This window comes from Microbispora sp. NPDC046973 (genome assembly GCF_040644495.1).
GTDB lineage: Bacteria > Actinomycetota > Actinomycetes > Streptosporangiales > Streptosporangiaceae > Microbispora.
The window spans coordinates 78,684-103,584 of record NZ_JBEYWQ010000024.1 but is presented as its reverse complement, the minus strand read 5'-3'; the positions used below and the strand labels follow the sequence as shown (position 1 = coordinate 103,584).

General features: G+C 72.3%; 24 protein-coding genes and 1 pseudogene. 15 read left to right on the top strand and 10 right to left on the bottom strand.

The annotated features are described in order from the left end of the window. Positions 1–28 precede the first annotated feature (28 nt). Genes ABZ860_RS33025 through ABZ860_RS32995 form a run of 7 tightly spaced genes read left to right on the top strand, consistent with a single transcriptional unit; the run spans position 29 to position 6,640 of the window. Positions 29–982 (top strand): ABC transporter permease, encoded by a 954-nt coding sequence (locus ABZ860_RS33025; RefSeq protein WP_357227737.1) that lies wholly within the window; start codon positions 29–31, stop codon positions 980–982. After that, complete coding sequence (locus tag ABZ860_RS33020; protein ID WP_357227733.1) at positions 979–1,800, top strand: ABC transporter permease; 822 nt, start codon at positions 979–981, stop codon at positions 1,798–1,800. Before ABZ860_RS33025 ends, ABZ860_RS33020 begins: the two co-directional genes overlap by 4 nt. Further along, entirely contained in the window at positions 1,797–3,443 is a 1,647-nt protein-coding gene (locus tag ABZ860_RS33015) for an ABC transporter ATP-binding protein (protein WP_357227730.1), read from the top strand. Before ABZ860_RS33020 ends, ABZ860_RS33015 begins: the two co-directional genes overlap by 4 nt. Continuing rightward, a complete protein-coding gene (locus ABZ860_RS33010; RefSeq protein ID WP_357227728.1) occupies positions 3,434–4,462 on the top strand; it encodes an LLM class flavin-dependent oxidoreductase in 1,029 nt (342 codons plus the stop codon). Before ABZ860_RS33015 ends, ABZ860_RS33010 begins: the two co-directional genes overlap by 10 nt. Continuing rightward, positions 4,455–4,841, top strand: a complete 387-nt coding sequence (locus tag ABZ860_RS33005; protein ID WP_357227725.1) for a TIGR03618 family F420-dependent PPOX class oxidoreductase — start codon at positions 4,455–4,457, stop codon at positions 4,839–4,841. Before ABZ860_RS33010 ends, ABZ860_RS33005 begins: the two co-directional genes overlap by 8 nt. Positions 4,842–4,844: 3 nt before the next feature. After that, positions 4,845–5,717, top strand: a complete 873-nt coding sequence (locus tag ABZ860_RS33000) for a sulfurtransferase (RefSeq protein ID WP_357227759.1) — start codon at positions 4,845–4,847, stop codon at positions 5,715–5,717. Further along, positions 5,714–6,640: an LLM class flavin-dependent oxidoreductase gene (locus ABZ860_RS32995; RefSeq protein WP_357227722.1), complete on the top strand. Its 927-nt coding sequence runs from the start codon at positions 5,714–5,716 to the stop codon at positions 6,638–6,640. Before ABZ860_RS33000 ends, ABZ860_RS32995 begins: the two co-directional genes overlap by 4 nt. 187 nt (positions 6,641–6,827) lie before the next feature. On the opposite strand, the gene ABZ860_RS32990 is transcribed toward ABZ860_RS32995, so the two are convergent. Next, complete coding sequence (locus ABZ860_RS32990; protein WP_357227757.1) at positions 6,828–7,220, bottom strand: hypothetical protein; 393 nt, start codon at positions 7,218–7,220, stop codon at positions 6,828–6,830. A gap of 119 nt (positions 7,221–7,339) precedes the next feature. Here ABZ860_RS32990 and ABZ860_RS32985 point away from each other — a divergent pair, with 119 nt between their 5' ends. The 4 genes and pseudogenes from ABZ860_RS32985 (at position 7,340) to ABZ860_RS32970 (ending at position 9,129) form a co-directional block, all read left to right on the top strand. Continuing rightward, the gene (locus ABZ860_RS32985; RefSeq protein WP_357227719.1) at positions 7,340–7,465 is read left to right on the top strand and encodes a hypothetical protein; all 126 of its coding nucleotides are present in this window, start codon (positions 7,340–7,342) and stop codon (positions 7,463–7,465) included. A 178-nt stretch (positions 7,466–7,643) separates the two neighbouring features. Next, a pseudogene (locus ABZ860_RS32980) lies at positions 7,644–7,793 on the top strand (transposase domain-containing protein); the annotation flags it as partial. Positions 7,794–7,834: 41 nt separating this feature from the next. Next, positions 7,835–8,713 carry an ABC transporter permease gene (locus tag ABZ860_RS32975; protein ID WP_357227716.1) on the top strand — a complete coding sequence of 293 codons (879 nt, stop codon included), beginning with the start codon at positions 7,835–7,837 and terminating at the stop codon, positions 8,711–8,713. Next, a complete protein-coding gene (locus tag ABZ860_RS32970; RefSeq protein ID WP_357227713.1) occupies positions 8,710–9,129 on the top strand; it encodes a hypothetical protein in 420 nt (139 codons plus the stop codon). The genes ABZ860_RS32975 and ABZ860_RS32970 overlap by 4 nt, the downstream gene beginning before the upstream one ends. A 187-nt stretch (positions 9,130–9,316) precedes the next feature. Here the strand turns inward: ABZ860_RS32970 and ABZ860_RS32965 are convergent, their stop codons facing one another. The 9 genes from ABZ860_RS32965 to ABZ860_RS32925 all read right to left on the bottom strand — a co-directional run bounded on the left by ABZ860_RS32965 (position 9,317) and on the right by ABZ860_RS32925 (position 19,050). Further along, the gene (locus tag ABZ860_RS32965) at positions 9,317–10,084 is read right to left on the bottom strand and encodes a BTAD domain-containing putative transcriptional regulator (protein WP_357227710.1); all 768 of its coding nucleotides are present in this window, start codon (positions 10,082–10,084) and stop codon (positions 9,317–9,319) included. A 71-nt stretch (positions 10,085–10,155) separates the two neighbouring features. Beyond that, the gene (locus tag ABZ860_RS32960) at positions 10,156–10,365 is read right to left on the bottom strand and encodes a hypothetical protein (RefSeq protein WP_357227707.1); all 210 of its coding nucleotides are present in this window, start codon (positions 10,363–10,365) and stop codon (positions 10,156–10,158) included. A gap of 52 nt (positions 10,366–10,417) precedes the next feature. After that, complete coding sequence (locus ABZ860_RS32955) at positions 10,418–11,446, bottom strand: serine protease (protein WP_357227705.1); 1,029 nt, start codon at positions 11,444–11,446, stop codon at positions 10,418–10,420. 52 nt (positions 11,447–11,498) lie between these two features. Beyond that, entirely contained in the window at positions 11,499–12,773 is a 1,275-nt protein-coding gene (locus ABZ860_RS32950) for a cupin domain-containing protein (protein ID WP_357227702.1), read from the bottom strand. Next, entirely contained in the window at positions 12,770–13,309 is a 540-nt protein-coding gene (locus ABZ860_RS32945; protein ID WP_357227699.1) for an HD domain-containing protein, read from the bottom strand. The genes ABZ860_RS32950 and ABZ860_RS32945 overlap by 4 nt, the downstream gene beginning before the upstream one ends. 17 nt (positions 13,310–13,326) lie before the next feature. Further along, positions 13,327–14,928, bottom strand: a complete 1,602-nt coding sequence (locus ABZ860_RS32940) for a YcaO-like family protein (RefSeq protein WP_357227696.1) — start codon at positions 14,926–14,928, stop codon at positions 13,327–13,329. Next, positions 14,925–16,547, bottom strand: a complete 1,623-nt coding sequence (locus tag ABZ860_RS32935) for a radical SAM protein (protein WP_357227693.1) — start codon at positions 16,545–16,547, stop codon at positions 14,925–14,927. Before ABZ860_RS32935 ends, ABZ860_RS32940 begins: the two co-directional genes overlap by 4 nt. Positions 16,548–16,551: 4 nt before the next feature. Continuing rightward, positions 16,552–18,450, bottom strand: coding sequence for a RiPP maturation radical SAM C-methyltransferase (locus ABZ860_RS32930; RefSeq protein ID WP_357227690.1), 1,899 nt, complete (start codon positions 18,448–18,450; stop codon positions 16,552–16,554). Positions 18,451–18,462: 12 nt separating this feature from the next. Then, positions 18,463–19,050, bottom strand: coding sequence for a hypothetical protein (locus ABZ860_RS32925; protein WP_357227688.1), 588 nt, complete (start codon positions 19,048–19,050; stop codon positions 18,463–18,465). Between the two features lie 555 nt (positions 19,051–19,605). Between ABZ860_RS32925 and ABZ860_RS32920 the strand changes: the two genes are divergently transcribed. The 4 genes from ABZ860_RS32920 to ABZ860_RS32905 are packed head-to-tail and all read left to right on the top strand — an operon-like array spanning position 19,606 to position 24,897. Further along, on the top strand, positions 19,606–20,835 hold the full coding sequence (locus tag ABZ860_RS32920) for an acyl-CoA dehydrogenase family protein (protein WP_357227686.1): 1,230 nt from the start codon (positions 19,606–19,608) through the stop codon (positions 20,833–20,835). A 15-nt stretch (positions 20,836–20,850) separates the two neighbouring features. Further along, positions 20,851–22,128 carry an NtaA/DmoA family FMN-dependent monooxygenase gene (locus ABZ860_RS32915; protein WP_357227683.1) on the top strand — a complete coding sequence of 426 codons (1,278 nt, stop codon included), beginning with the start codon at positions 20,851–20,853 and terminating at the stop codon, positions 22,126–22,128. Between the two features lie 48 nt (positions 22,129–22,176). Then, positions 22,177–23,259 carry an LLM class flavin-dependent oxidoreductase gene (locus ABZ860_RS32910; RefSeq protein ID WP_357227680.1) on the top strand — a complete coding sequence of 361 codons (1,083 nt, stop codon included), beginning with the start codon at positions 22,177–22,179 and terminating at the stop codon, positions 23,257–23,259. A gap of 21 nt (positions 23,260–23,280) precedes the next feature. After that, positions 23,281–24,897, top strand: a complete 1,617-nt coding sequence (locus ABZ860_RS32905; protein ID WP_357227678.1) for an ABC transporter substrate-binding protein — start codon at positions 23,281–23,283, stop codon at positions 24,895–24,897. The last annotated feature ends 4 nt before the right edge of the window (positions 24,898–24,901 follow it).

Sequence of the window (24,901 nt, the reverse complement as noted above, 5' to 3'; positions counted from 1 at the left end):
CGTTCGCCACGCCGCAAGGCGGCCCGTGATGGTCCGCTACCTGGCCGGGCGGCTGCTGCAGGCGCTGCTGGTCGTCTGGGCCGCGTTCACCGTCGCCTTCGTCGTGCTGCGGCTGCTCCCCGGAGATCCGGTCGCGCTGATGCTGAGCGGGCGCAACGGATTCGAGGCCGTCTCCGCCGAGGAGGTCGCCCGAGTGCGGGCCGAGCTCGGGCTCGACCGCCCCGCCGTGGTGCAGTATCTGTCCGCGCTGGGCGCCGCCCTGCGCGGCGACTTCGGCAGGTCGATCCAGACGGGCCGCCCGGTCTCCGAGATGATCGCCGAGGCGCTTCCCCCCACTCTGCAGATCGGCACGATCGCGCTGGCCCTGTCGCTCTCGGCGGGGACGGCGATCGGCGTCCTCGGCAACCTCCCCGGGTCGCGCTTCGCACGGCAGGTGCTGCGCTCGGTGCCCTCCTTGAGCATCTCGCTGCCGTCGTTCTGGGTCGGCCTGGCGCTGATCCAGCTGCTGTCCCTGCGCTGGCCGGTGTTCCCGTCGCTCGGCGGCTCCGGCCTCGCCTCCGCCGTGCTGCCCGCCTGCACCTTGGCCGTCCCCGGCACTGCGATGGTGGCCCAGATGCTGGGCAAGAGCCTGCACGCCACGCTGCGCGAGCCCTACGCGGACACGATCCGGGCCACCGGCGCGGGCCGCACCAGGCTGCTGCTCGGCCACGGGCTGCGCAACGCCGCCCTCCCCGCGGTGACGGTGGTCGGCCTGCTCGCCGGCAACCTGATCGGCGGCGCGGTCGTGGTCGAGACCGTTTTCTCCCGCCCGGGCGTCGGGCGGGTCACCCAGTTCGCGGTCGCGACCCAGGATCTCCCCGTGGTGCAGGGCGTCGTGGTGGTCGCCTCGGTCGCGTTCGCCGCCGTCAACCTGGCGGTCGACCTCCTCTACCCGGCACTCGACCCGCGGATCCGCATCACGGGCAGGCGGGCGGCGGCATGACCCGTGTGGCCCGTTACTTCGCGGCGCATCCGGGAGCGGCGCTGTCGATCCTGGTGCTGCTGGTCGTGCTCGGGTGGACGCTGGTGCCAGGCCTGTTCACCGGGCGCAGCCCCATCGAAGGGATCACCACGCAGCGGCTGCTGCCGCCGAGCGCCGACCACCTCTTCGGCACCGACCAGCTCGGCCGTGACGTGTACGCGCGGGTCGTCCACGGCGCGTCCGCGTCGCTGCGCGCGGCGGTCGCCGCGATCGGCGTCGCCCTGCTGGCGGGAGGCGCCCTCGGCCTGCTCGCCGGGTTCTTCGGCGGCTGGGCGGAGACCGCGATCATGCGCGTGGTGGAGGTGGCGCTGTCCATCCCGCCCGTGCTGCTGTCCCTGCTGATCATCAGCGCGCTGGGGTTCGGCACGCTCAACATCGCGATCGCGGTCGGAGCGGTGAGTGTCGCGGGCTTCGCGCGGGTGATGCGCGCCGAGGTCCTGCGCGTGCGTACGGCCGCCTACGTGGAGGCGGCCGTGCTGTGCGGCGCCCGCTGGTGGCGGATCCTGCTGCGCTACGTGCTGCCGCCGGCCGCCGGGCCGGTGCTCGCGCTGGCCGCGCTGGACTTCGGGCTGGTCGTGCTCGCCGTCTCATCCCTGAGCTTCCTCGGCTACGGCCAGCCGCCGCCCGCTCCGGAGTGGGGGGCGCTGATCGCGGCCGGGCGCGACTACCTCGCGTCCGCGTGGTGGCTGACCATGCTGCCCGGCCTCACCGTCGCCGTGGTCGTGCTGGCCGCCAACCGGCTGTCCCGCCTCCTGGAGACCGACAGGAGTACGCCATGACAGAACCGCCCCGTCAGGACCCGTTGCTGGTGGTCAGGGACCTGCGCGTGTCCTACCGTACGCCCGCGGGGCGTGCCATGGCGCTCGACGGACTCGACCTGGAGGTCCGCCCCGGCCAGATCACCGCCGTGGTCGGAGAGTCGGGCTCGGGCAAGACCACCGCCGCGCACGCGCTCGTCGGGCTGCTGCCGGAAGGCGGCGCGATCGAGTCGGGCAGCGTCCGCTTCCAGGGCGAGGAGCTGACCGTGCTCCCGGAGAAGGGCTGGCGGGACGTCAGGGGCCGCCGGATCGCGCTCATCCCGCAGGATCCGGCCACCGCGCTCGATCCCGTCCAGCCCGTGGGCCGGCAGGTGGCGGCGGTCCTGCGGGTGCACCGGCTGGCGACCCGGGCGCAGGCGCGGGCGCGGGCGGTGGAGCTGCTCGCCGAGGCCGGGCTGCGCGACGCCGCGACCACGGCCCGCCAGTATCCGCACGAGCTGTCGGGCGGCATGCGGCAGCGGGTGCTCATCGCGATGGCCATGGCGGCGCGGCCGCGCCTGCTGATCGCCGACGAGCCGACCTCCGCCCTCGACGTCACGGTCCAGCGGCGCATCCTCGACCACCTCGACCACGTCGTCGCCGCGACGGGAGCCGCGATGCTGCTCATCACCCACGACCTGGGAGTCGTCGCCGACCGCGCCCAGCACGTCGTGGTGATGTCGGGGGGCAGGACGGTCGAGGCCGGTCCCGCCAGGCGGATCAGGACCGATCCCCGCGATCCCTACACCAGGCGGTTGCTCGCCGACGTTCCCGCGCTGACGGGCAGGCGCCCCGCGCCCGCCCCGCCGGGGGCGGCCGTGCTGCTCAGCGTCCGCGGGCTCGGCAAGAGCTTCCCGGTACGCACCGGCCCGCTCCGGCGTCGAGGCACCAGGAACGCGGTGGACGGCGTGGACTTCGACATTCCCGTGGGGACCACGCTCGGCCTGGTCGGCGAATCGGGGTCGGGCAAGACGACGACGGCCAGGATGATCCTGGGCCTTGAACGGCCCACGGCGGGCCGTGTGCGCTTCGCGGGCGAGGACGTCACCGCCGTGCGGGGCGAGGCCCTGCGGCGGCTGCGGCGCCGGGTCCAGCTCGTCTACCAGAACCCCTACACCTCGCTGCATCCCCGCTTCACGGTCGAGGACCTGCTGGCCGAGCCGATGCGCAATTACGGAGTGGGCGACGCGGCCGGCCGGGCGGCGACCGTACGCGCGCTGCTGGACGACGTGGCCCTGCCCGCCTCGCTCGCCCGGCACCGGGCGAGCGAGCTGTCCGGAGGCCAGCGGCAGCGCGTCGCCATCGCCCGCGCCCTCTCGCTGAACCCCGACCTGCTGGTGTGCGACGAGCCGGTCTCCGCCCTCGACGTGACCGTGCAGGCCCAGATCCTGGAGCTGCTGGCCAGGCTGCAGCGTGAGCGTGGCCTCAGCTATCTGTTCATCTCCCACGACCTGGCCGTCGTGCGCCAGGTCAGCCACAGCATCGCGGTCATGCGCGGCGGCCGGATCGTGGAACGGGGCGACACGGAACAGGTCTTCACGACTCCGAAGCACCCCTACACCAGGGAGCTGCTCGCCGCGATTCCCGGTTTCCGGACACAGACGGAGGAACCCCAATGGAGTTAGGTCTCATCACCTTCGGCAGCCTGCTGCCGGACCCGCACACGGGGGCACGACTGTCCCAGCGGGATCGGCTGCGCGACGTCGTACGGGCCGCGGTCGCCGCCGAGGAGCTCGGCTTCGCCTGGTACACGGTGGGGGAGCACCACTTCGGCGAGCGGGACGTCATACCCTCACCCGTCGTGGTCCTGGCCGCGATCGCCGAGCGCACCTCCTCCATCCGGCTCGCGACCGGGACCACCCTGGTGGCCAACCGGGATCCGGTGCTCGTCGCCGAGGACTACGCCCTGCTCGACCTGCTCTCCGACGGCCGTCTGGAACTCATCGCCGGGGGCTCGTTCTTCCCCGAGCCGTACACGGTCTTCGGGCAGGAGCCGGAGAGCAAGGCCGCGCGCAAGCGGGAGAACGTCGAGCTGCTCCTGCGGCTGTGGGCCGAGGACCGGGTGAGCTGGACGGGGGAGTTCCGGCCCCCGCTGCACGAGGTCCGCCTGCAGCCCCGCCTGCTGCAGGAGCGGCCGCCACTGTGGATCAGCGGCGGGACCGGGCTGGAGTCCGTGCATCTCGCGGTGGACAACGGGCTGCCGATGGTGATCGGCACCACCGCCCGTCCGCCCGCCGACTTCGTGCCCGTGTTCGACGCCTACCGCCTACTGTGGCGCGAGCGGGGCCGTACGGAGACGCCCGGCCGGCTCGGCGCCGCCAGCCACGCCTTCGTCGCCAGGACGTCCCAGCAGGCGCGGGCGCTGTGGCGCGACCACATCGCCAACTACCTCAGCGCGCCGCACGCACACCGGCGCCTGGAGTTCGACGAGTACGTGGGCGAGGACGGCCCCGCTCTGTGCGGGAGCCCGGCGGAGGTGGTCGACAAGCTGGGGCGGCTGCGCGATGCGTGGGGGCACGACCTGCACCTGCTGGCCGTCGACCTGGGCGGCATCCCCTACGCCGAGGTGCAGCGGGCCACGGAGCTGATCGCCTCCGAGGTCCTCCCGCAGGTGGCGGAGGCGCCGGAGGCCGCGCGTGCTTGACGACGACGTACGGGAGCTGGCCATGGCCCGCACGCTCGCGCTGTTCACCACGCTCATGCCGGGCGGGGAGCCGCAGAGCAGCCTGGTCTGGCCGCACGCCGACCGCGACCACTTGCTGATCGGCACCAACACCACGCGGCAGAAGTACCGCAACGTCGTCGCGGACCCCCGCGTCGGCCTGCTGCTCCTCGACTCCGCCAACCCGCGCCGCTACATCGAGGTGCGCGCCGTCGTCGTCGCCGTCGAGAGCGGCGAGAGCGCCCTGCGCCTGGCGCGCACCACGTTCGAGAAGTGGACGGGCGATCCCACGCCACGGGCCGCCGAAGGAGAGCGCGTGCTGCTGCGGCTGCGACCGAACCACATTCACAGGAAGGACTGAGTGTTGCCCACACCCGTCTCACTCCCGCCCCTGGTCGACGCCGCGTGGGTCCGGAGCCACCCGGAGGCCGTGCCGGCGGACGTGCGCTGGTACCTGGACGGACGCAGCGGCCGCGACGCCTACCTCCGGGGTCACCTCCCGGGCGCCGTCTGGGTCGACGTGGACACCGTGCTGTCCGCCCCGCCCACCCGGACCGGGGGCCGGCATCCCATTCCGTCCGCCGAGGACTTCGCCCGCGCGCTCGGCGGCCTCGGCATCGGCGAGGACGACGTCGTCGTGGCCTACGACGACAACGGCGGCGCCTACGCCGCGCGGCTGGTGTGGCTGCTGCGCCGCCTCGGCTTCCCGGCGGCCCTGCTCGACGGTGGCCTGACCGCATGGACGCCGCTGGAGAACGGCGAGGTGATCCGGCCCCCGGTCACCCGGAGGGCCGTGCCCTGGCCGGAAGGGATGTTCCTGTCGGCAGGTCAGGTGGAGCGCATGGCCTCCTTGGGGTCCGGGGTGGTGCTCGACGCCCGCGCGCCGGGCCGCTACGCGGGCGCCGACGTGCTGCCCGGCGAGCCCCGCGCGGGCCACATCCCCGGCGCGGTCAGCGCTCCCTGGGCGGGGAACCTGACGGCGGACGGCGTCTTCCTGCCGCCGGAGCGCCTTCGGCTGCGCTACCGGGAGCTCGGCGTGGACGGCGACACCGAGGTGGCCGTCTACTGCGGCAGCGGCGTGACCGCCTGCCATGACCTGCTGGCGCTCGAGCTCATCGGCGCCGGCGCGGCAGCGCTTTACCCGGGCTCCTGGTCCGCCTGGTCGGCGGACCCGCGGCGGCCCGTCGTACGGGGGGACCGGCCGTGGCCGCACGACCAGGAGGAGGCACGGGCATGACGGCGCACAACCGGCTGCGCTTCGGTGCGGGAGGGGCCGTCGGCGGACTGTCGGCCGGCGAGACGCTCGACCTCGCGCAGAGCGCGGACGAGCTGGGCTATGACCTGTTCACCTTGAGCGACCACCTGCACGGCGACCGGCCCAGCCTGGAGCCGCTGACCGCGCTGTCGTGGATCGCCGCCCGCACCAGGACCATCGAGGTCGGCACCAACGTGCTCGGGCTGCCCTACCGCGAGCCCCCCGTGGTGGCCAAGACCGCCGAGACGGTCGACCGGTTGTCGGGCGGGCGCTTGATCCTCGGCCTCGGAGGCGGCGGCTTCGACCACGAGTTCGCCGCGTTCGGGCTCGCCGGGCGCAGCCCGGGACAGAAGGTCGCGGCGTTGCGGGAGGCGATCGAGATCATCCGCGGGCTGTGGACGGGGGAGCCGGTGTCGTTCCACGGCGACCACTACACCGTCCGGGAGGCGGTCATCGCCCCGGCTCCCCGGCGGCCCATCCCCATCTGGCTCGGCTCCTACGGCCCGCGCTCGCTGGCGCTCACCGGGGAGCTGGCCGACGGATGGCTGCCCTCGCTCGGGCGGATCTCTTTGACCCAGGCCGCCGCCATGCGCCGCGTCGTACGCCGGGCGGCGCGGGACGCCGGGCGCGACCCCGACTCGATCACGTGCGCCTGCAACGTCCGGGTCCTCGTCGATCCCTCCAGGCCGCCGACCCCGGAGTTCGTCACCGGCGGTGTCTCCGCGGTGGTGGACCAGCTCACCGGCATCGTCGCGGCGGGCTTCACCTCCCTGCTGCTCGCCCTGCCGACCGTACGTGAGCAGGAGTTCTTCGCCCGGGAGATCATCCCGCAGGTGCGTGAGCGGGTCGTGGAACGGGGACTCGCCGGCTCCGGGACGGCGCCGGAGGGGGACCCGACGAGGTAGGAACGGGCGTGTGCCGCACAGGTGGCTGCCGCTGTGGCCGGTTCCGCTCACCGAGGCGGCCTCGGTGGCGTCACCCCGAGACGCCGCAGGCACGCGGGGCGGCCCGGCCACGCCGGCGCCCACCCCCGGGGGCCGGGGGTGGGCTTCGGAGTCCGCGGGGTGAGGACCGGCCCGCGTGAGGATCGGTCTACTTGACGGTCGGTCTACTTGAGGATCGGGAAGCGGCGGACCAGGGGGTGGCGGCCCACATCATGAGGAGGAGCAGCCCGCCCGCCCCGGCGGCGATGCGCATGCCCACGCCGAGGAGCAGGGCGGTGCCGATGCCGGCCAGGCCGGTCATCAACAGCCAGTCGACCCAGGGCCGGCCGGCGAGGGTGGTGAACAGGCCGCCGAAGGCATGGCCGGCGGTGCCCTCGAGGAAGCCGGTGGTCGGGCTGCCGCCGTTGATCCACGCCTTGGCGGCGGAGGTGGCGAAGCCCCAGCCGAACAGCTTGTCCAGGAAGGCCCACAGGAACACCCATCCGACGGCGACGCGGGCGGCGGCCCAGGCGTAGCGGGCGGGGACGGGGACGGTGACCATGGCGGGGGTGGCGGCGTGGAGGCGGTGGTTCCTCTGGTTGCGCCCTTGGGTGATGGCCATGACCGGCCCCTTTGGTGTTCTCTCTCTTCGGCACCTCAAAGAAACCGCCATCGCCGGTTGTGCCGCAGGAGCCGTACGGCACGCCGCGCCCCGCATCGGCCCAGATCACCCGCGACCTGCTCGGTTGGCAGCCCACCCGGCCGGGCCTGATCGCGGACCTGAAGGAGGGCCACTACTTCGCCTGATCGCCTGAGCAAGGGCTTAGCCTGCGCGACGTCGCCTCCCGGCTCTTCGTCACCGGAAGCAGAAGGAAGGGCCGGCGCCCGCGCCCTCCCGTTGGTGAGCGGCGGCGCGACGTGTTCTACAGTCCGCGTATGGTGCGCGGCGCGGACGGGCGGCTCCCCTGACTGAATCTCCATCGGGGTGGTGGCGGCGTCCATTCCCCGGGAGGCGGTCGACCGGGCCCTGCTGGAGACGGGGCGGCAGGTCCGGCGGTCGGACGGCAAGCTGCCGCCGTACCTCATGGTCTACTTCGCGATGGGAATGGCGCTGTTCCCCGACGGCGACTACGAGGACGTCGCCGGGCGTCTGATCGACACCTTCTCCTCGTCTTCGTGCTGCTCCGGCTGCTCCCCGGCGACCTCGCCTCGATCATCGGCGGCGTGCAGGCCACGCCGGACCAGCTCGTCCGCCTGCGCGTCCGGCTCGGCACCGACCGGCCGCTGCTCGCGCAGTACGGGCACTGGGCGGCCGGCGTGCTCATCGGCGACCTCGGCACCTCCGCGCTGAGCGGGGTCTCGGTCACCGGCGAGCTGCGCCGCAAGCTCGTCGTCACCCTGCCGCTGACGCTGGCGTCCAGCGTGCTGGCCGTCGTGCTCGCCGTACCGGCGGGGACGTACGCCGCTCTGCGGCACCGCTCCCGGGACGGCGCGGCCGTGTCCGCCGTGGGCCAGCTCGGCATCGCGGTGCCCACCTTCTGGATGGGCATCATGCTGGCGGTGGTCTTCGCGGTCCGGCTGCGCGTGCTCCCCGCGCAGGGGTTCCCGGTCGAGGGCTGGGCTGACCCCGGGGCGGCCGTCCGCAGCCTCGTCCTGCCCGTCCTCACGCTGGCCCTGGCCCAGGGGGCCGTGCTGCTGCGCTTCGTCAGGTCGGCGACCCTGGAGGTGCTCCACGCCGACTACGTGCGCACCGCCCGGGCCAAGGGCCTGACCACGCTGGGGGCCGTGATCCGGCACGGCCTGCGCAACGCAGCCCTTCCCGTGGTGTCGGTCCTCGGCATCCAGTTCGCGTCCCTCCTGGTGGGCGCGGTGGTCGTGGAGAACGCCTTCGCCCTGCCGGGGGTCGGCCGCATGCTCCTCGCGGACGTGGGCAACCGCGACCTCGTCAAGGTGCAGGGCACGGTGCTGCTGCTGTCGGCGCTGGTCCTCGTGGTCGGCGCGCTGATCGACGTCGTGCACCGGCTGATCGACCCCCGGCTGCGGGGCGCCCGGTGAGCCGCCGGACGCTCGGCCGCGTCTGGCGCAGCGGGCGCGCCGGCCTGCTCCTGTCGGGCGTGGTGGTCGCGGCGGCCCTGCTGTCGTCCGTGTGGACGCCGCACGACCCGGGCCGGATCGACCCGCGGTCGAGCTGGGCTCCGGTCTCCTGGCAGCACTGGTTCGGCGCCGACCGGCTCGGCCGCGATCTGCTCAGCCTGATCCTGGCCGGTGCCGGCACGACCCTGTACGTCAGCGTCGCGGCCACCGCCGTCGCCGCGCTGGCCGGGACGGCGCTGGCGGCCGCGGCCACCTCCCGCAGGCTCGGCGCCGTCGTGGCGCACGCGATCGACGCCCTGATCGCGTTGCCGACCCTGGCGGAGACGTACAGCAGTCCACTCATGATCCAGTCCTTTCCGGACCGTGGTCCTATTTGATGACGGCAACGATGCGGACCGAGGGCCGGTTGGCCAAGGAGTGGATGAGACGCGAGAGCCCGTGGTGTCCCGGGTGGGAGCGGGGCGAGTGCGGGCCGGGCCCGCCGTTCCTGGGGCAGACCGCCGCGGCGCTGCGCCGTGACATTGAGCGGGACGGCTTCCCCGTGCGGCTCGGCCAGGGCGGGGCCTACATCATGTGGTCGAGCCTCAGGCGCCCATGCATCGCGGAACTGGTGTGTGCCTGGGCCTTCGACGGGACGACCACCTTCTCCATCAACGGAGTGGGTGCGAGTCCGAGCTCCTCGTATATCAGCTGACTGCAGCGTTTGTACGCCCTCATCGCCTCCCCGTGGTTGCCCTCCCCCTGGTGTGCCATGATCAGCAATCGGTACGCGCTTTCTCGCAGCGGTTCGGCTTGAATGGCGGTTTCCGCCACCTCGATGGCCTCGGGGAACCTGCACTGGGAAATGAAGGCGAGGGCGATCTGCTCCAGACCGTGCAGACGCAGCTGGCGGAAGCGCTCGCGTTCCACGAGCACCCATTCCTCGGCCCATTCCGGGAGAACGTCGTGGGCGAGGAGGGACCACTCCTCGTAACCGATGGTCGCCGCCTTCGCGGCTCCGGCCCTCGACTCGATCAGGCCCCTGCCCAGGGCGGACGCTTCGAGGAGGTCGATCCTCACGGGCTCGGCCAGCGCCAGCAGCCGGTTGTCCGACGCGAGGAGGCCGGGGCAGGCGCGCTGGAGCCGCCACATCGCGGAGCGCAGGTTCGCCCGGGCACGGCCGTCGGGCAGAGCGGGCCAGAGTAGTTCGCCGACGGTCTCTCGGCTGCTTCTTCCCCGGCAGCCGAGAAAAGCGATCAGCCGAGCCGATCCGGAAGCCAGATCAATCCGTCTGCCACTCCGGAACACACCGAACTCGCCGAGCATATACAGGTGATATTCGCCGGCGGGCATCACGCCTCCCAGAACGTGGACCGTTCCCCACCATGGCAACTCCCCGGCGTCTCCGGAACGTCACGATAGCGTTACTCCGGCGGCACGTCATCGCCCGTCTGAATTTCTCGGGCGAGCCTTTCCAGCCATTCATCCAGTTCGCCGTGCATCGAGGAGGCGGTTGTCCAAATCCGGACACGGGGCGCCCCGCGGGCGGCGACGAAGACGCCACGCACGATCAGGCGGTCTCCATGGCGGATCACGCGGATGACGACAGTCGCGGGCAGGGTACCGTCAGCCATGAGACCAGCGTGCGGCGCGGCCGTCACGCCGCCGTAGCCGCCGGTGTGCTTCTCATCGTCGTCCCCGGGTCGCGGCGAAGATCTGCTCGATCACGAGATGCATCGCCACGGCCCAGTTGGCCTCGAGATAGCGGCCGCGGTAATGGACTCCGATCACCTCCTGGCTTTCGAGGTCCACCAGGCAGGAGCCGGAGTTGCCGCCGAGGGTGGAACAGTCGTGCGCCACCTCGTCACGGTTCGGGGCGACGGACCTGAGCTCCCCGGGCTGGAGGCGTTTGACGTTGAAGATGTCGCTGAAGATGCGCTGTATGTCGCCTTCGTCGTTGCGTCTCGAATCCGCCGCCGGGTAACCCACCACATAGACCTGCCGGCCGGCGGTGAGCTTCGCGGACGAGCGGGCCAGGGGCAAGGGGGGCGGCAGGCGGCCAGCCGTGCCGTTCGCGCCGACTCGCAGGAGGGCGAGGTCCAGGTGCGAGTGGATTCCGATGATGGAGGTGACGGGAAACTCCCTGGGGTACGGCGTGCCGATCTCTTCGGCGAAGTCGATTCGCACCCGCATGCTCGGATCGATGGTCCATGTACCGCCGGATCTCCAGTCCACGAATTCCCGCACCACATGCTTGTTGGTGAGGACGGCGTCGGTGTCGACGAGGAAACCCGTGCCGATCCAGTCGAGAGCGGGGTGGCCGCTGACCTCGATGCGGCCCACGCTGGGCAGTATGCCTTCGATGGCGGCGCGGTGGTCCTCGAGAACCTCCCAGGGATGCGGCGCGGGAAAGAAGTGGTCGTCCTGGACGAGGATGGCGGGCCGGCCGAGCGTCACGACCACCGCCTCGAGGCCGATCAGCTCCGCCTCATCGAGCTGCGCGTTCTCGCCTGTCCGCAACACCTTCCGCAGGGCGCGGCGACCGGCGTGCAAGGCGTCCAGGCTCGTCGGGATCGGACGGCCGGCGGCGGCGCCGGGGCCGGGCGCGCGGCGCGACCGGACCCGCCGATCGCGCTCGGGCCGTGCGGCCAGCACGTCCCCGGGATTCTCCAGGAGCGCGGAGGCGTGCTCCAGATCGGGCACCAGACGTCGCACCAGGCTGATGAGGGAGCGGGACGAGTTCTCGGAAGTCATGTGGTCACCCAGGTCACCGTGTCGTCGCCATTTCCAGTACGCCTTCCTGCAGGAGCACCCGGACGAGCCGGATCAGGGGCGAGGTGGGGCCGGCAGGGCTGACGTACGCCATCGCCGTACCGCCGCCGGGAGCGGAGAGGATCTCGGCGAGAGCGTCCGCCTCCGCGAGCCCGGTCCGCAGGATCCGCCCGCCGGACAGCCGCACCTCGGCCTCGTCGCCGCGCCTGGTGATGTGGACGAGCGCTCCGGGGCGCAGCCGGACAGCGGCCCGCTCCGCCGTCAGCGGAGCGGCGACGCGGTCGAGCCAGTCGCTTCCGTCGCCGTAGTCCGTCGGCCGCGCTGCCAGCATGGTCCGTGTGAGGCCCTCGCGGAACGCCCGCCGCGCCAGCTCACGGACGATCCCGGCCAGCCGTTCCGCCTGCTCGTCGGCCAGCGACTCGTACTCGTGCCCGCCGTACAGGGCGCCCACCGGAATCGATCTGCGCATCTCCCGGTCCGCCGCGCACTCGTCGGCGAGTTTGCCGGTGACCTCGGCGGCGAGGGCGTGCCAGGTGGCCGCCCGCACGCCGATGGTCAGGTGCATGGAACGGTGCGCGCCGGTCAGGGCGACGTGAGGCATGCCACGCGGGATGTAGAGGACGTCTCCCGGACGCAGGGTCATCGTCGCGATTTCCTGCAGGTGCGGCGGAGGGGACAGGGAGGAGAGCATCTGCCCGCGCACGGGATCTTCGATCACCGGTTCGTAGAGCGTGAACTCCTTCTCTCCGGCGAGCATCAGGACGAGGACGTCGTGCAGGTCGTGGTGGACGTCGAGGCCCTGGGCGGCCGGCGGGGTGACGTAGGCGGTGGCCTGGCAGGGGTGGCCGAGGAACAGCTCCAGATCGCGGCAGAAGCGTTCGAGGGGCCGCCAGTACCGGTCCACCAGTTGGAGGGCCAGGCTGGCACCCGACCGCAGCAGGCGGTTCACGGCCGCGCCGTCGACCCGGTCGTCGCCCGCTTCGCTTCCGACGGTGTACTGCGCCGGGTCGAGGACGGAGAACCGGCCGTCGACCGTTTGCATCAGCCGCAGGTCGTGGCGGCCGACACGCAGTTCGCGATGGGCCAGGACATGCCGCAGGCTGTCTTCGCCGAACAGGTCGGCGAAGGCGGCGGGCTCGGCGGCGACCCGGTGCCGGTGGCGCCGTGTCCAGACGGTCGCGAGGAACTCGTCGACGTCGCCGACGCAGCGCGCCAGGGCGCTGCGTCCCCGGGCACGTGCGGCGCCGGTGTACAGGGCGCTGGTGCTCATCGCGCCTCCCGGAGGTGATGACCGGAGCCGATGCCGCTTCCGGGCCGGCCCAGAACCGTCCTCACCAGCGGTGAGTAGTGGTCCAGCGGCGGCGTACGGACGTCCGGGTCGAGCGCCCCGCGATCCCATTCGTCGGCGAAGACGACCGCGGCCCGGTACCACGGCTCGTCTCGGAAGCGCAGGCGGGCCCGCGGATCGACGCCGGTCCAGCGCGGGTAGTCCGCGTAGCGGAACTCCTCGTGATGGCGCAGGATCGCGTAGGCGCCGGCCGAGACGAACGGCCGCAGGATCTCGGCAGCGATGGCGCCGTGGTTGTGCCCGGAGATCGCCTTGCCGACGTCGTGGCAGAGGGCCGCGACGATCATCTCGTCCGGCGCGCCCGCGGCCTCCGCGCGGGCCGCCGTCTGAAGGGCGTGATCCAGTTGGTTCACCGGCAGTCCCAGACGCACGTGGCGCAGGGAGTCCAGCAGGCAGAGCACGCGATCGGCCGTGCTGTCCCCACCGGAACGCAGGGATTCGGCCACTACGGTCGCCATGGCGGCAAGCCCTTTCACTAGGCGATCGGATGAGGAGTCGGATCTCCGCTCAGGCGCGGCCGGTGCGCGTCGGCGTCGAGCCCGACGTAACCGTCCACCACCACGCGGGCCACGCGGACGCCCAGAGCCCCGACGTCCGGAGGCGTCAGATCGACGTACGCGTTGGCGGGCAGCCGCCGCACCAGCCCAGTCCACGACGTCTCCACTCGCTGGGCCAGGCGCGCGGGGTGCAGCCATCGGTGCCGCGCCGCACGCAGACGGGCGTCGGTCGCGTGGAGGTAGCGGTGGTAGCGGGCGCTGTGGGGGGCGGGGACGGCCCCGGCGCCCCCGGCGGACTCGGCGTCGAGCATCCGTTCGGCGAAGACCCTGCCCGCCAGCGCTTCGAGCGTGGCGGCCCGAGCCGCTTCCGGCAGCCTGAGCCGGCCTGCCAGGCCCACCGCCGTGAAGGGCGGAGACGCGTCCTCGATGAACGCCGCGACGACGGCGGCGCCCGTCGGCGCCGGGATCTGGGCGAGGTGCAGACCCGGCACCTCCATCGCGCCCGTGGGCACTCCGCGCACCGGCCTGCCGTACCGCCAGGCGCGCATGAAGGCGTCTCGTTCGACCGTTTCGAGCGCGGCGCGCTGGACGGCGAATCGCAGATCCGGCCCGGCGGCGAGCCCCTCCGAGCTCGTCCTGCTCGCCGGCGGCTCGGTTTCCGCGCAGCGGTAGGGGACGAAGACGGCCGCTGCGGGCACCCACACCCGGGAGCCGTCGAGCAGGCTCCTCCCGCGCACCCAGCGCAGCAGGGTGGCGCTCGACACGGGTATGCCGCCGTAGTGATGGGCGTCCGGGGCGATGCTGGGGGCCGGAAGGTCGTCGCGTGCGGCCACGACGAGGCCGGGCGGGCAGAACCCGCCGCTGTACCGCTCCAGAGCCTCGCAGACCGCCGCACGCCGGGCGCGGGCGGGATCCGGGTCGCACCCGCCCCCGTCGCTGAAGCCCGGCCCACCGTGCAGCGCCTCCGTCCGGCACCCGCGCGCGTGCGCCAGCGCGACGCCCCATCGTTCCTCGACGTGGACCTCCACGTGCCGCACGATGCCGATCCGATCGCTGACGGCGTCGGCCGGCCCGAGGCGGCGAACCGGCGGGGACACGCTCATGCACGCGCACGCGCACCCGGGTACGGGCAGCAGGCGATGCTCCCGGACCCCGCCGGTGCGGAGGATCTCCATCTGGGCGCCGACGCCGCCCGCGGCCACCCAGGCCAGGACGGTCTCGACCGCGGGAAGGAGCCGGTTCGACCGCGGCGGGACGGGGTGCGGCCGGCCATGGCTCGCCAGCCGGCGCAGGTAGCACTCGAAGCAGGGGCTCTCCTTGTCGAAGACCGGCCCGACGGCCAGCCCTCGTTCCGTCTCCTCCACGAGGATCCAGGCACGGCCGCGCAGGCCCTGCCGCAGCAGCGCCAGATGCGCGGGGCCGGACCACGAGGCGACGAGGTGCAGGCCGTCCGTCGTGTGCGGACGGGGACGGGCGGAACACCGCAGCCGCTCGGCCAGCTCCCGGGCGATCGCCCCGCGCCCGATCACCGCCGTCACCTGTGGCCCGGCCGATCGCGGAGCCGCGCCCAGGGCTCTCATGGCGTCGCCTGCCTCGCGAGGCCGGCGGGCGGCGTCCTGCCGGCGGCGAGCGCCGAGAACAGGGGGGACAGGCCGCAGCAGTCACGCGGGGCGTCCCGGCCGTCCGCCCGGGCGGTCGCCGCGGAGACGTAGGCCTCGTGCGGGCACCATCCCCGGCACAGCCCGTACCACGGGCACTGCTCCATCTCGGCCCGTCGCCTGGTGTCGGCCGTGCGCAGCGCGCTCAGCCGGGCGGACCCGCGTACGGCGGTCAGGTCGTCCACGGCGAGGTTGCCCAGCGTGTAATCCGGGTCTCCCACGAACTTGTCACAGTGCGCGACGTCGCCGTTAGGCTCCACCGAGAAGTATCGGCCCAGGCAGTCGCCCTGCAGCTCGCAGAAGCCCGCGGGCCTGCCGTCGAGCAGCCCGAGCACCGCGTCGAGCTCGCGGACGCGGGGCCGGGGGTCGCCCATGCGATCCCGGATCCGCTGCACCCGGAGGAGGAACCGGCAGTACTCGTCCACCGGCAGACACGGTCCGCGGACCGAGCCGTCGGCGCGGGACTCCGGGCGCGCGGGCAGCAGCCCGACAGCGCCTATCTCCTCCTCCCGCAGGAACGTGAGGAGGCGTTCGGCGCCGGCCCGGATGACGGCCGGTGTCACCACGACCAGCACGCCGGAGAGCAGCCCGTGCCCCCGCAGCTCCCGGATGCTCCGGCGGACACGGTCGGCGGTGCCGCGGCCGCCGGCCGTCCTGCGGGTCTGATCGTGCACGTCGGGAGGTCCGTCCATGCTCACAGAGACCGCGACGCGGTAGCGCGCGAGCACGCGGATCAGGTCGGAGGACAGCACGGTGCCGTTGGTCTGCACCGAGTTGCTCACCTCCACGGCAGGGGGCAGCAGCCATGCCTGCGCGGCGAGGACCTTGAGGATTCCCCCGGCCCCGAGGAGGAGCGGCTCGCCGCCGTGCCAGATGATCCGGACGAAGTGGTGCCCGGTGAACAGCCGGTCCAGGACGACCGCGAGGGCGTCGAACGACATCCGCTGATCCTGCTCCGCCCGCCAGTCGTGGCAGTAGGAGCAGCGGAGGTTGCACAGGCGGGTGAGCTTCATGATGACGGTCACCCCGAGCAGGCCGGGGGCCCGCCGGCCCCGCGCACGCAGGAGCTCGACGAGCCGCCGGCTCTCCGCGGGCGAGAAGAACACGCTCATCGGCACCGTCGCCAGGGCGCGCAGGGGGTCCACGGCGCGCCGGACGAGCACCTCCAGGGCCTGCCTCCCCGGCGTGTCCAGGGAGGCGGCGAACTCCCACAGTTCCCGGACGGCCGATCCGGCCTGCCCCTCGGGGTCGCCGTCGCCGGGCGGCAGGCCGAGCGCGGCGGCCAGTTCCCCGGGAGAGCCCAGAGCGGCGGCGAGCGTCTCGGGGGAGCGCAGCGCGACGACGCGGTCGAGGCACACCTGCTCCGACGGCGGCATGACTGCTTCCGTGATCGCGCTCTGCCGCAGGAGCGCGTGTCTCAGCCGCGCGCCCGCACCGCCGTCGTCGGCGAGGGCCGCGAGGCGGGCCCTTGTCTCCTCGTAGACGGCCGGGGGAAGGAGCGTCGCGATGCCGGACGGCGGGTGCGCGTCGAAGGAGGCCACGGCGTCACCTCCCCGTGGCCGGCAGTGCCAGGGCGAGGTAACGGTCGCGGTCCCGCATCGCCAGCCCCGCATCGCACAGGCGATCGAGGGCGATGCGGGTGTCCGAGGCGTTCAGAGGGCTGTCCCCCTCGGTGACGAGGGAACGTACGCTTCGAGGGCGGTCGCTGCAGGCGATGTAGAGCGTGTCGAGAGGCGCGCGGAGGGTGTAGGTGGTCTCGTCCGCCGAATGCCGGGTGTCCACGACCTCGAGCAGTCCCGGGGTGTAGAAGAACCTGAGCTGTGGGTCGTGGTCCTTACGCGCCGCCTGCCATGCCTTCACCGCGAGGGCCATGGAGCCGTACGAGACCTCGGGAAGCGCTTCCTCAAGGCGGTAGTCGAAGAAGTAGGCGAGCCGGTCCTTGTCGACGAAGTCCGGATAGACGAAGTCGAGGCTGCTCTCCGGGCGCACCGTCGCCATGGGGAAGGCGGCGCGGTCGGTGAACATGGGGCTGAAGCGCTCCAGCCACACGCGTCCTGCGCCGCCGGGAGGCTCCAGGTGGAGGAGGTGCGGGACAAGGCTCGCCTGCTCGCGGTAATCCTCTTCCGTCTCACCCGGGAACCCCCAGATGAGGTTCCAGGACACCGACAGTCCGTAGTAGGAGGCCCACCTCAGCAGGTTCACGTTGTCCGACGCGCGAACTCCCTTGCGCATCAACCGGAGCACGTGCGAGCTCAGCGATTCGATCCCCGGCTGGATGCGCCGGACGCCGGCCCGGCGCAACAGCGCGAGCTGGTCCCGGCTCAGGTTGGCCTTCACCTCGTAGAAGATGTCGTACGTGACGCCGGCTTCGACCAGCTTCGGCAGCATCTCCTCCAGATAGGCGGGATCCAGGATGTTGTCGACGGCCTCGAACCGGTAGGAGCGGTAGCGTCTGGCCTGAAGGGTGAGCTCGTCTATCACACGTTGCGGGGATTTAGAGCGAAACTTCATCGTCTGTCCGTTGAGTCCGCAGAAGGTGCAGTGCCGCCGCTGTCCCCACCAGCAGCCGCGAGCGCTCTCGAAGGGCAGGTCGATGTCGCGGCGGGCTGCGGCACGGATGAGGCCGAGCCTCTCCGCGCGCTCGAAATACTCGTCGTAGTCGGGCACCGGCAGGTCATCCAGTGCCGCCGTGGGAGCGGAAGGCGCCCCGGCGACGACGCCGTCCCGTCCACGGCGGAGCAGGCCCGGGACGTCATCGGGCGAGGCGCCGTCCGCCAGCCGCCGCAGCAGCATGGGGAAGGACCGATCCGCCTCGCCCGACAGGGCGTAGTCCACGCAGTCGAAGGCCCTGACCATCTCGACGCCCATGGCTCCGTCGACGTTCGCTCCGCCGAACAGCGTGACGAGGCGCGGATGCGCCCGCTTGAGCCGGGCGGCCAGGGCCAGGGAGGCGACGTTCTGCTGGAACGTCGTGGTGAAGCCCACGACGTCGAATTCGTCCCAGGCCACGCCGCCGGCCAGCTCCTCGATGAACGACCCGGCGGTCTCGCCCCGGAGCCTGCGCAGCGCGGCGGTGTCGCCGCCGGTCGCGGCGAGCGCCGCGGCGAGGTCGGCGTCGTCGAACGAGGGCATCCGCCTGCCGGCGTCCGGCGCCCTCCGGCCGAAGGCCGCCTCCGCGAACAGCCAGTCGCCGAGCGCCGTTCCGCGGTGCTCGCAGAGCAGGTTGTAGAGCCGGGGCTCGATCAGCGCGGCGAAGTCGAGGTTGAAATGGAACGTGGAGACGGTGTGTCCATACTCCCTCGCGATCGCGGCGAGCAGCCCCAGCTGCAGTGAGGGGCGCCGATGCGATGCGAACGGCATGGTGACGAGAGCGACCCGCAGGCCACCGGCGGCGCAGGAGGCCCGCGCCCCGCCCGGCCCGGCCATCGGTTCCGTAGCCGTCATGGCGGCGCGCGGTCATCGATCCCGCGGGCGGGGTTTGCTCTCGAAGCCTCCGGTTCGCCCTGGGACGATCTTCCCCGGAGAGCCCAGCCCTCCCAGGTCGGGCCCGGTGACCCACCTCGCGCGATCCGTCAGCGCGTCGGCGGCCAGGTCCTTCGTCCAGTCGCCGTGGACACAGGTGACGTCGCCGCCGACGTTGACCGCGTCGGCCACGGGATCGATCCCGCTGCCGGGGAGCCTCGCGGCGGGACCGCGGTCGATGTTGCCGAGCCCGATCAGGGCGTCGCCCAGGCTCACCTGGTCCAGCGGCCCTCGGGTGAACACCTCGATGCCCTCCGGTATGGCGATGCTCTCCGCTCCGTCCGCGGCCGCCTCCTCGAACTTCACGGCCGCGGCGCCGAGGACGCTGAGCAGCGTCGCCTTCTCCGCATGGCTGAGCTGCTCGCTGAACTGGTCGAGCTTGCCGGCCAGGTGCTCCAGCGCCTGCTGGTCGAGCCGATGGCTCACCGTGTCCGTGTCGTCGGAGGCGCCTCCGACGGTCTCCACCAGGCGTTGGACCACCTGCTCCAGACGCCTGAGACGCTCCTCGAAGGAATCGGTCATGGCATTCCCCTCTCGCCGGTTCCCGGTCGGGCCGAAGCGACCTCTCCCATCGTTCACACCGGGCATCGCCGGGCAGTCACCGTCGCGTCACCGCTGGATGCGCTGTGCGAGGCGATCACCGCCGGCGGCGCCGTCGTCCCCGTCGTCGAGATCGTCTCGATACGCGAGACATGGTTGCTAAACCGACAATGCATGTAGGAAATTAAGGATATGTCCGGATCCGTCGCTCTGACTGTCCGCCGCGTGGTCGACTACATGCGCGTGACCAGCAACCGCTGTCGCTGACGGCCGTCGCACCACCGCGGCGCCCGGCGGCCGCACGTCACCGGGCCGGTCGCACCCGGCTCCCGGCACCCTTCCCCACCCCACACGAGGCTCTCGCCCGCTGACACGTCCGGACGACGACGTCCGGACGCCGCCGGGCCGTCCTCGGCCGATTTCCCCTGCCCTGCTGCGTTCCGCGGCTTCGAGCTGCCCGGGGCGACCACTACTCCGTGACACCGGAGAGGCCCGCGCCGTACACGGCTGCCCGGCCTCCGACACGAAAGATGGCACATGTCTGGTTCTACGTCTTCGCTTCGGCATGCGACCGCGGACATCGAGGAACTGCGCGAGCGGTTCCGCCCGGTCTTCGAGAAGATCGCCGAGGGCAACCTGGAGCGCGAGAAGGGGCGGGTCTTCCCCTACGAGCAGGTCAAATGGCTGATCGATGCGCGCTTCGGCGCCGTCCGCATCCCCCGCGAGCTCGGCGGGTTCGGTGCGTCGCTGCAGCAGACCTTCGACCTCCTGCGTGAGCTCGGCGCCGCCGATCCGAACGTCGCCCATGTGTGGCGCAACCACCTGGCGTTCGTGGAGGACCGTCTGAACGCCCCGCGTACGGCGGCGACGGACGCCTGGATCGAGAGGTTCCTCGACGGCGAGTTCGTCGGCGGCGGGTGGACCGAGGCCAACAACGGGACGTACGCCAACATCCAGACGAAGCTCGTTCCCGAGGGCGACCACTGGCTCCTGACCGGGGCGAAGTACTACGCCACCGGCAGCCTGTACGCCGACTGGCTGGACGTGCTCGCGGTCAACCCCGACGGGGTGCCCACCACGGCGCTGGTGAAGGCGGACCAGCCCGGCGTGAGCCTGGTGGACGACTGGAGGGGATTCGGCCAGAAGACCACGGCGAGCGGCAGCGCGAACTACTCCCGGGCCCGAGTGGAGAGCGACCACCTCTTCCCCGCCACCGACCGCTTCGCCTACCAGGGCCTCTTCTACCAGACCGCGCTGCTGGCGATCCTCGCCGGCATCACGCAGGCGACGCTGCGCGACGGTATCGCGGCACTGAGGGCCCGTAAGCGCAACTACGGGCACGGCCTCGCCCAGAGCGCCACTGACGACCCCCAGTTGCTGCAGGTCATCGGCAAGGTGTCGGCCGACGCTTTCGGCGCGCAGGCCGCGCTGTCGGCCTCCACCGGGACGCTGGACGAGATCGCGCACGCCCGCGTCGGCGGTGACGAGGAGGCGGCGAAGCGGGCGCTTCTCGACGGGCACGTCGCCACCACGCGCGCCCAACTGGTGATCATAGAGGCGGCGCTGCGGGCCACGACCGTCGTGTTCGACGCCCTGGGCTCCTCCGGCGTCTCCGAGGACCTGCTGCTCGACCGGCACTGGCGCAACGCCCGCACCCTCGCCTCGCACAACCCGCGCGTCTACAAGGAACGCATCCTGGGCGACTGGCACGTGAACGACGCCGACCCGGCCAAGGTCTACGCGATCTCCGCCGGTCAGAGCGAGTAGAGGAGAGGTTCATCGATGTCCGACGTACGCACGGGTCACGTCATCCTCGGGGTCAACGTCCTGGTGCTGGGCTATCTGCCGGCCGCGTGGCAGTCAGACCTCCTCCACAAGGACTCCTTCGTCGACGGCGACTACTGGAAGACGATCGGCCGGGTGGCCGAGCGGGCCACTCTGGACGCCGTCTTCCTGGCCGACGCGCCGGCGCTGGGGAACCCGTCCTACGACGCCAACGCGGGCCGTCTGGAGCCGACCGTCAACTGGAGTCACGTCGCCGCGGCGACCGAGCGCGTCGGCCTGATCGCCACAGCCTCGACGACCCTGAACGATCCCTTCGACCTGGCCCAGCGGCTGCTGTCCCTCGACCACCTGTCCGGCGGGCGGGCCGGATGGAACATCGTCACGACGCGCGACGCGTCGGCCGCCCGCAACTTCGGCCTTCCGGAGATCCCCGCCCGGGACGACAGGTACGACCGGGCGGCGGAGTTCGTCGAGCTCGTCCTCGCGCTCTGGGAGTCGGCGCGGACCGGTGAGGAGGTGCACCACCACGGCGAGTTCTTCGACCTCGACGGGAGGCTGCGCGTCCCCCCGTCGAAGCAGGGGCATCCGGTGCTGCTCCAGGCCGGCGGCTCGCCCAAGGGGCGGGCGCTCGCCGGCAGGCGGGCCGAGGGGGTGTTCGCCGCCGAGCTCACCAAGGAGGGGGCGGTCAAACACTACCGCGAGGTGAAGCGGCACGCCGCCGACGCGGGCCGCTCGCCGGACTCCGTCAAGATCCTGCCCGGGCTCCTGCTCAGCCTGGGCAGCACGGAGGAGGAGGCCCGGCGCCGCAGCGACGAGCTCCACGACCTCGGCCCGGCGTCCTACTCGGTCCAGTGGCTCTCGCAGGCGATCGGATACGACGTCTCGCAGCTCGACCTCGACGCGAAGTTCCCCGAAGAGGTCCTCGCCGCGATCGTCGATCCGGCCTCCTCCGGGGGCAGCATCGGCTTCCGGCAGTCCATCCACGAGCAGATCCGGGCGACCGATCCCACCGTACGCGAGTACCTGCGGCAGACCAGGTACACGGGATCGGGGCACAGCGGGTTCGTCGGCACGCCCGAGCAGCTCGTGGACCACATCGAGGACTGGTATCGGTCCGGCGCGGTCGACGGGTTCAACCTCCAGCCCGACGTCCTCGCCGACGGCCTCGAAGTGATCGCCGACGAGGTCGTCCCGCTCCTGCGCAAGCGCGGCCTCTTCCGGCACGAATACACGACCGACACTCTCCGCGGGCACTTCCGGGCCGCCTCGGCCTGACCCCGCCGGCACTCGACCCCATCGGCACATCACCAGAGAGACCCGCACATGGGTGACAGCACCACCATCGAAACATCCACCTACCTGGCCATCGGGCTCGGGGGAGACCACCTGGCCGCGTTGATCGCGGATCCCCGGCCGGCCTCCCGGCTCGACGGCACGGGGGCGGCGTTCGTCGTCGCCGGCATCGACAGGATCGACGGCTCGGCGCCCGCCGGCGCGACCGTGGAGCCCACGGTCGCCGCCGCGTTCCTCGCCACGCACGCCCCGGGGACGGCGTTCCTGGCGGCGGCCGCCCCGCACCGGGACCACCCGTACAACCTGGCGCGCCGGGTCGCCTCCCTCGACCACCTGTCCGGGGGCAGGTCCGGCCTGATCCTCGGGGTCCGCGACGGGTACGCGCCGGGGGACACGGCGTGGGGAGGCGCCGGGCTCACCGAGGGCGCGCCCCTGGGCGTCGGCACCACCCGCGACGTGGCCGTCGCCGTACAGAAGCTCTGGCAGAGCTGGCCGCAGGAGTCGATCGTCGCCGACCGCGAGAGCCGGATCTTCGCGCGGGCCGAGCAGATCGTGCACGTCGACCACCGAGGGGCGTTCGACATCGCCGGGCCGCTGACCGTGCCGTCGACCGCGCAGGGCTCTCCCGTCCTGGCGTGGTACGCGGACTCCGTACCCGCGGTGGCGGCGGCGGGGGAGGTGGCCGACCTGGTCGTGCTCGGGAGCGGCGACCCCGAGCCGTCCGGCCAGGACCTGCCCGGCCCGGACCTGATCGCTCAGGCCGTCGGCGCGCTCGACGCGGCTCCGTCGTCCCGGTTCGCCGAGGACGGCCGCCGTCCGCTGCTGTTCGTCCAGGTGACCGTCCCCGGCGGCCACGCCGCCGCCGCGCTCGTGGCGGCGGTGGAGTCGGCGGCCGCCCGAGAGGGCGTGGACGGCATCCTCCTGCGGCCGGGTCCGGACGCGGACATCGCCGAGGTCGTCGACGGCCTCGTCCCGCGCCTCGCCGACCTCGGGGTCGTGCGCACGGCGGAGGGGCGGACGCTGCGCGACCGCTTGGCCCTGCCCAAACCCGCCCGTCTTCTCGCCGGCGCCCGCCCGGTCTTCCCGGCTCCGGAGCCTCAGCCCGCGCTCTAGGCGGTGCTCGAAAGGAACGTCATGAAATTCGTCAAGCACGCCCGGTCGGCGGTCGTGGGCGCGGTCGCACTCCTGACCGCCCTGGCTCTGGCCGCCTGCGGCGGCGGCGCGAACGGCGGAACCGCCGCCGGAGGGCCGCAGGGGAGCGGGACGCCCAAGGCGGGCGGCACGCTCGTGAGCGGCCTGTATCTCGAACCTCTCGCCCTCGATCCGCACCGGCAGGGCTACTGGGAGACCTACCGGGTGTCGAGCAACATCTTCGAGGGACTGGTCAAGGAGGACCTGTCCGACTCGAAGGGGCCGACGAAGCTCCTCCCGGCCCTCGCCACGGACTGGAAGGCGTCCGACGGCGGCAAGAAGTGGACCTTCACCCTGCGCGGCGGCGTGAAGTTCCACGACGGCTCCGACTTCACCGCGGAGTCCGTGGACAAGAACGTGCGCCGGATCTCCGACCCCGCGTACGAGTTCTACGACAAGACGAGCGCGGCCAGGCTCGCGGCCTGGTTCGGCGACCTCGTGAAGGGCCGGGTGGTCGACGACCACACCTACGAGTTCGAGTTCGCCAAGCCCTTCCTCGGGTTCCCGAGGATCCTCGCCCAGTCGATGAGCACCCTCACCATCGGCAATCCGGCGACCTGGGAGAAGTACGGCAACGACGGATTCGCCGACCACCCCAGCGGCACCGGGCCGTACACGTTCGTCTCCCGGACGATCGGGGACCGGATCGTGCTGAAGAGGAACCCGAACTACTGGGGCCCCAAGCCCTACCTGGACGAGCTCGTCTTCCGCGTCATCCCGAACAACCAGACGCGGCTGGCGACGCTGCTCAGCGGAGAGGCCGACATCATCAGCTACGTCCAGCCCGAGGACGTGAGCACGCTGGAGTCCCGGGGATTCCAGGTGCCGGAGGGGCACGGCGCGGCCTTCCTCTACTTCACGTTCAACTTCAAGAACAAGGCCTTCCAGGACAAGCGCGTACGGCAGGCGGTCATCCAGGGCATCGACCGCGACAGGCTCGCGAAGGAGGTCTACAACGGCAACGCGATCCCGCTGCACTCCCTGGAGCCGCCGGGCAACGAGGCCTACGACCCGGACGCCCGCGACTTCGACTACGACCCCGAGGCGGCCAAGGCCCTGCTGAAGGAGGCCGGCTACGGCGAGGGCGGGCTGAGCTTCACCATCGTCGCCGACGTCGCCAACCAGAACCTGGCCGAGTGGCTGCAGAGCCGGCTCAAGGGCATCGGGGTGAACGTCAAGGTCGTCACCCTCGACCGCCCGAGCTACGTGGCCCGCGCCTTCGGCAAGCCGGAGCCGGACGACGGCCTGAGCATCGACGAGTACGGTGGCAGCTACGCCGAATGGCTCTACCAGGTCTACTACACGAACATCGCGGTCAAGGGCCTCGTCCCGGCGGACTTCCCCGAGATCACCAAGGCTCTGGACGAGGCGCGGTACGCCACGGACCAGGACAAGCGGATCGAGCTGTGGAAGGAGGCCGACAAGAAGGCCCGCGAAGGCGCGATCGCCATTCCGGCGGTGTCGCTGACCCGGTATTACGCCCTGGGACCGAACGTGCGCGGCTTCGTCTACGCGGCCACCAACTGGTATGACCTGACCAAGGTCTGGCTGGCGGGCTGAGGCC

Bases quoted from the DNA above. Each gene is read 5' to 3' on its own strand.
- ABZ860_RS32965 (WP_357227710.1), bottom strand. From the start codon at position 10,084: ATGCCCGCCGGCGAATATCACCTGTATATGCTCGGCGAGTTCGGTGTG.
- ABZ860_RS32990 (WP_357227757.1), bottom strand. From the start codon at position 7,220: ATGGTCACCGTCCCCGTCCCCGCCCGCTACGCCTGGGCCGCCGCCCGC.
- ABZ860_RS32925 (WP_357227688.1), bottom strand. From the start codon at position 19,050: ATGACCGATTCCTTCGAGGAGCGTCTCAGGCGTCTGGAGCAGGTGGTC.
- ABZ860_RS32930 (WP_357227690.1), bottom strand. From the start codon at position 18,450: ATGACGGCTACGGAACCGATGGCCGGGCCGGGCGGGGCGCGGGCCTCC.
- ABZ860_RS32920 (WP_357227686.1), top strand. From the start codon at position 19,606: ATGTCTGGTTCTACGTCTTCGCTTCGGCATGCGACCGCGGACATCGAG.
- ABZ860_RS32945 (WP_357227699.1), bottom strand. From the start codon at position 13,309: ATGGCGACCGTAGTGGCCGAATCCCTGCGTTCCGGTGGGGACAGCACG.
- ABZ860_RS32915 (WP_357227683.1), top strand. From the start codon at position 20,851: ATGTCCGACGTACGCACGGGTCACGTCATCCTCGGGGTCAACGTCCTG.
- ABZ860_RS32950 (WP_357227702.1), bottom strand. From the start codon at position 12,773: ATGAGCACCAGCGCCCTGTACACCGGCGCCGCACGTGCCCGGGGACGC.
- ABZ860_RS32905 (WP_357227678.1), top strand. From the start codon at position 23,281: ATGAAATTCGTCAAGCACGCCCGGTCGGCGGTCGTGGGCGCGGTCGCA.
- ABZ860_RS33025 (WP_357227737.1), top strand. From the start codon at position 29: ATGGTCCGCTACCTGGCCGGGCGGCTGCTGCAGGCGCTGCTGGTCGTC.
- ABZ860_RS32910 (WP_357227680.1), top strand. From the start codon at position 22,177: ATGGGTGACAGCACCACCATCGAAACATCCACCTACCTGGCCATCGGG.
- ABZ860_RS32940 (WP_357227696.1), bottom strand. From the start codon at position 14,928: ATGAGAGCCCTGGGCGCGGCTCCGCGATCGGCCGGGCCACAGGTGACG.
- ABZ860_RS33020 (WP_357227733.1), top strand. From the start codon at position 979: ATGACCCGTGTGGCCCGTTACTTCGCGGCGCATCCGGGAGCGGCGCTG.
- ABZ860_RS33010 (WP_357227728.1), top strand. From the start codon at position 3,434: ATGGAGTTAGGTCTCATCACCTTCGGCAGCCTGCTGCCGGACCCGCAC.
- ABZ860_RS32960 (WP_357227707.1), bottom strand. From the start codon at position 10,365: ATGGCTGACGGTACCCTGCCCGCGACTGTCGTCATCCGCGTGATCCGC.
- ABZ860_RS32995 (WP_357227722.1), top strand. From the start codon at position 5,714: ATGACGGCGCACAACCGGCTGCGCTTCGGTGCGGGAGGGGCCGTCGGC.
- ABZ860_RS33015 (WP_357227730.1), top strand. From the start codon at position 1,797: ATGACAGAACCGCCCCGTCAGGACCCGTTGCTGGTGGTCAGGGACCTG.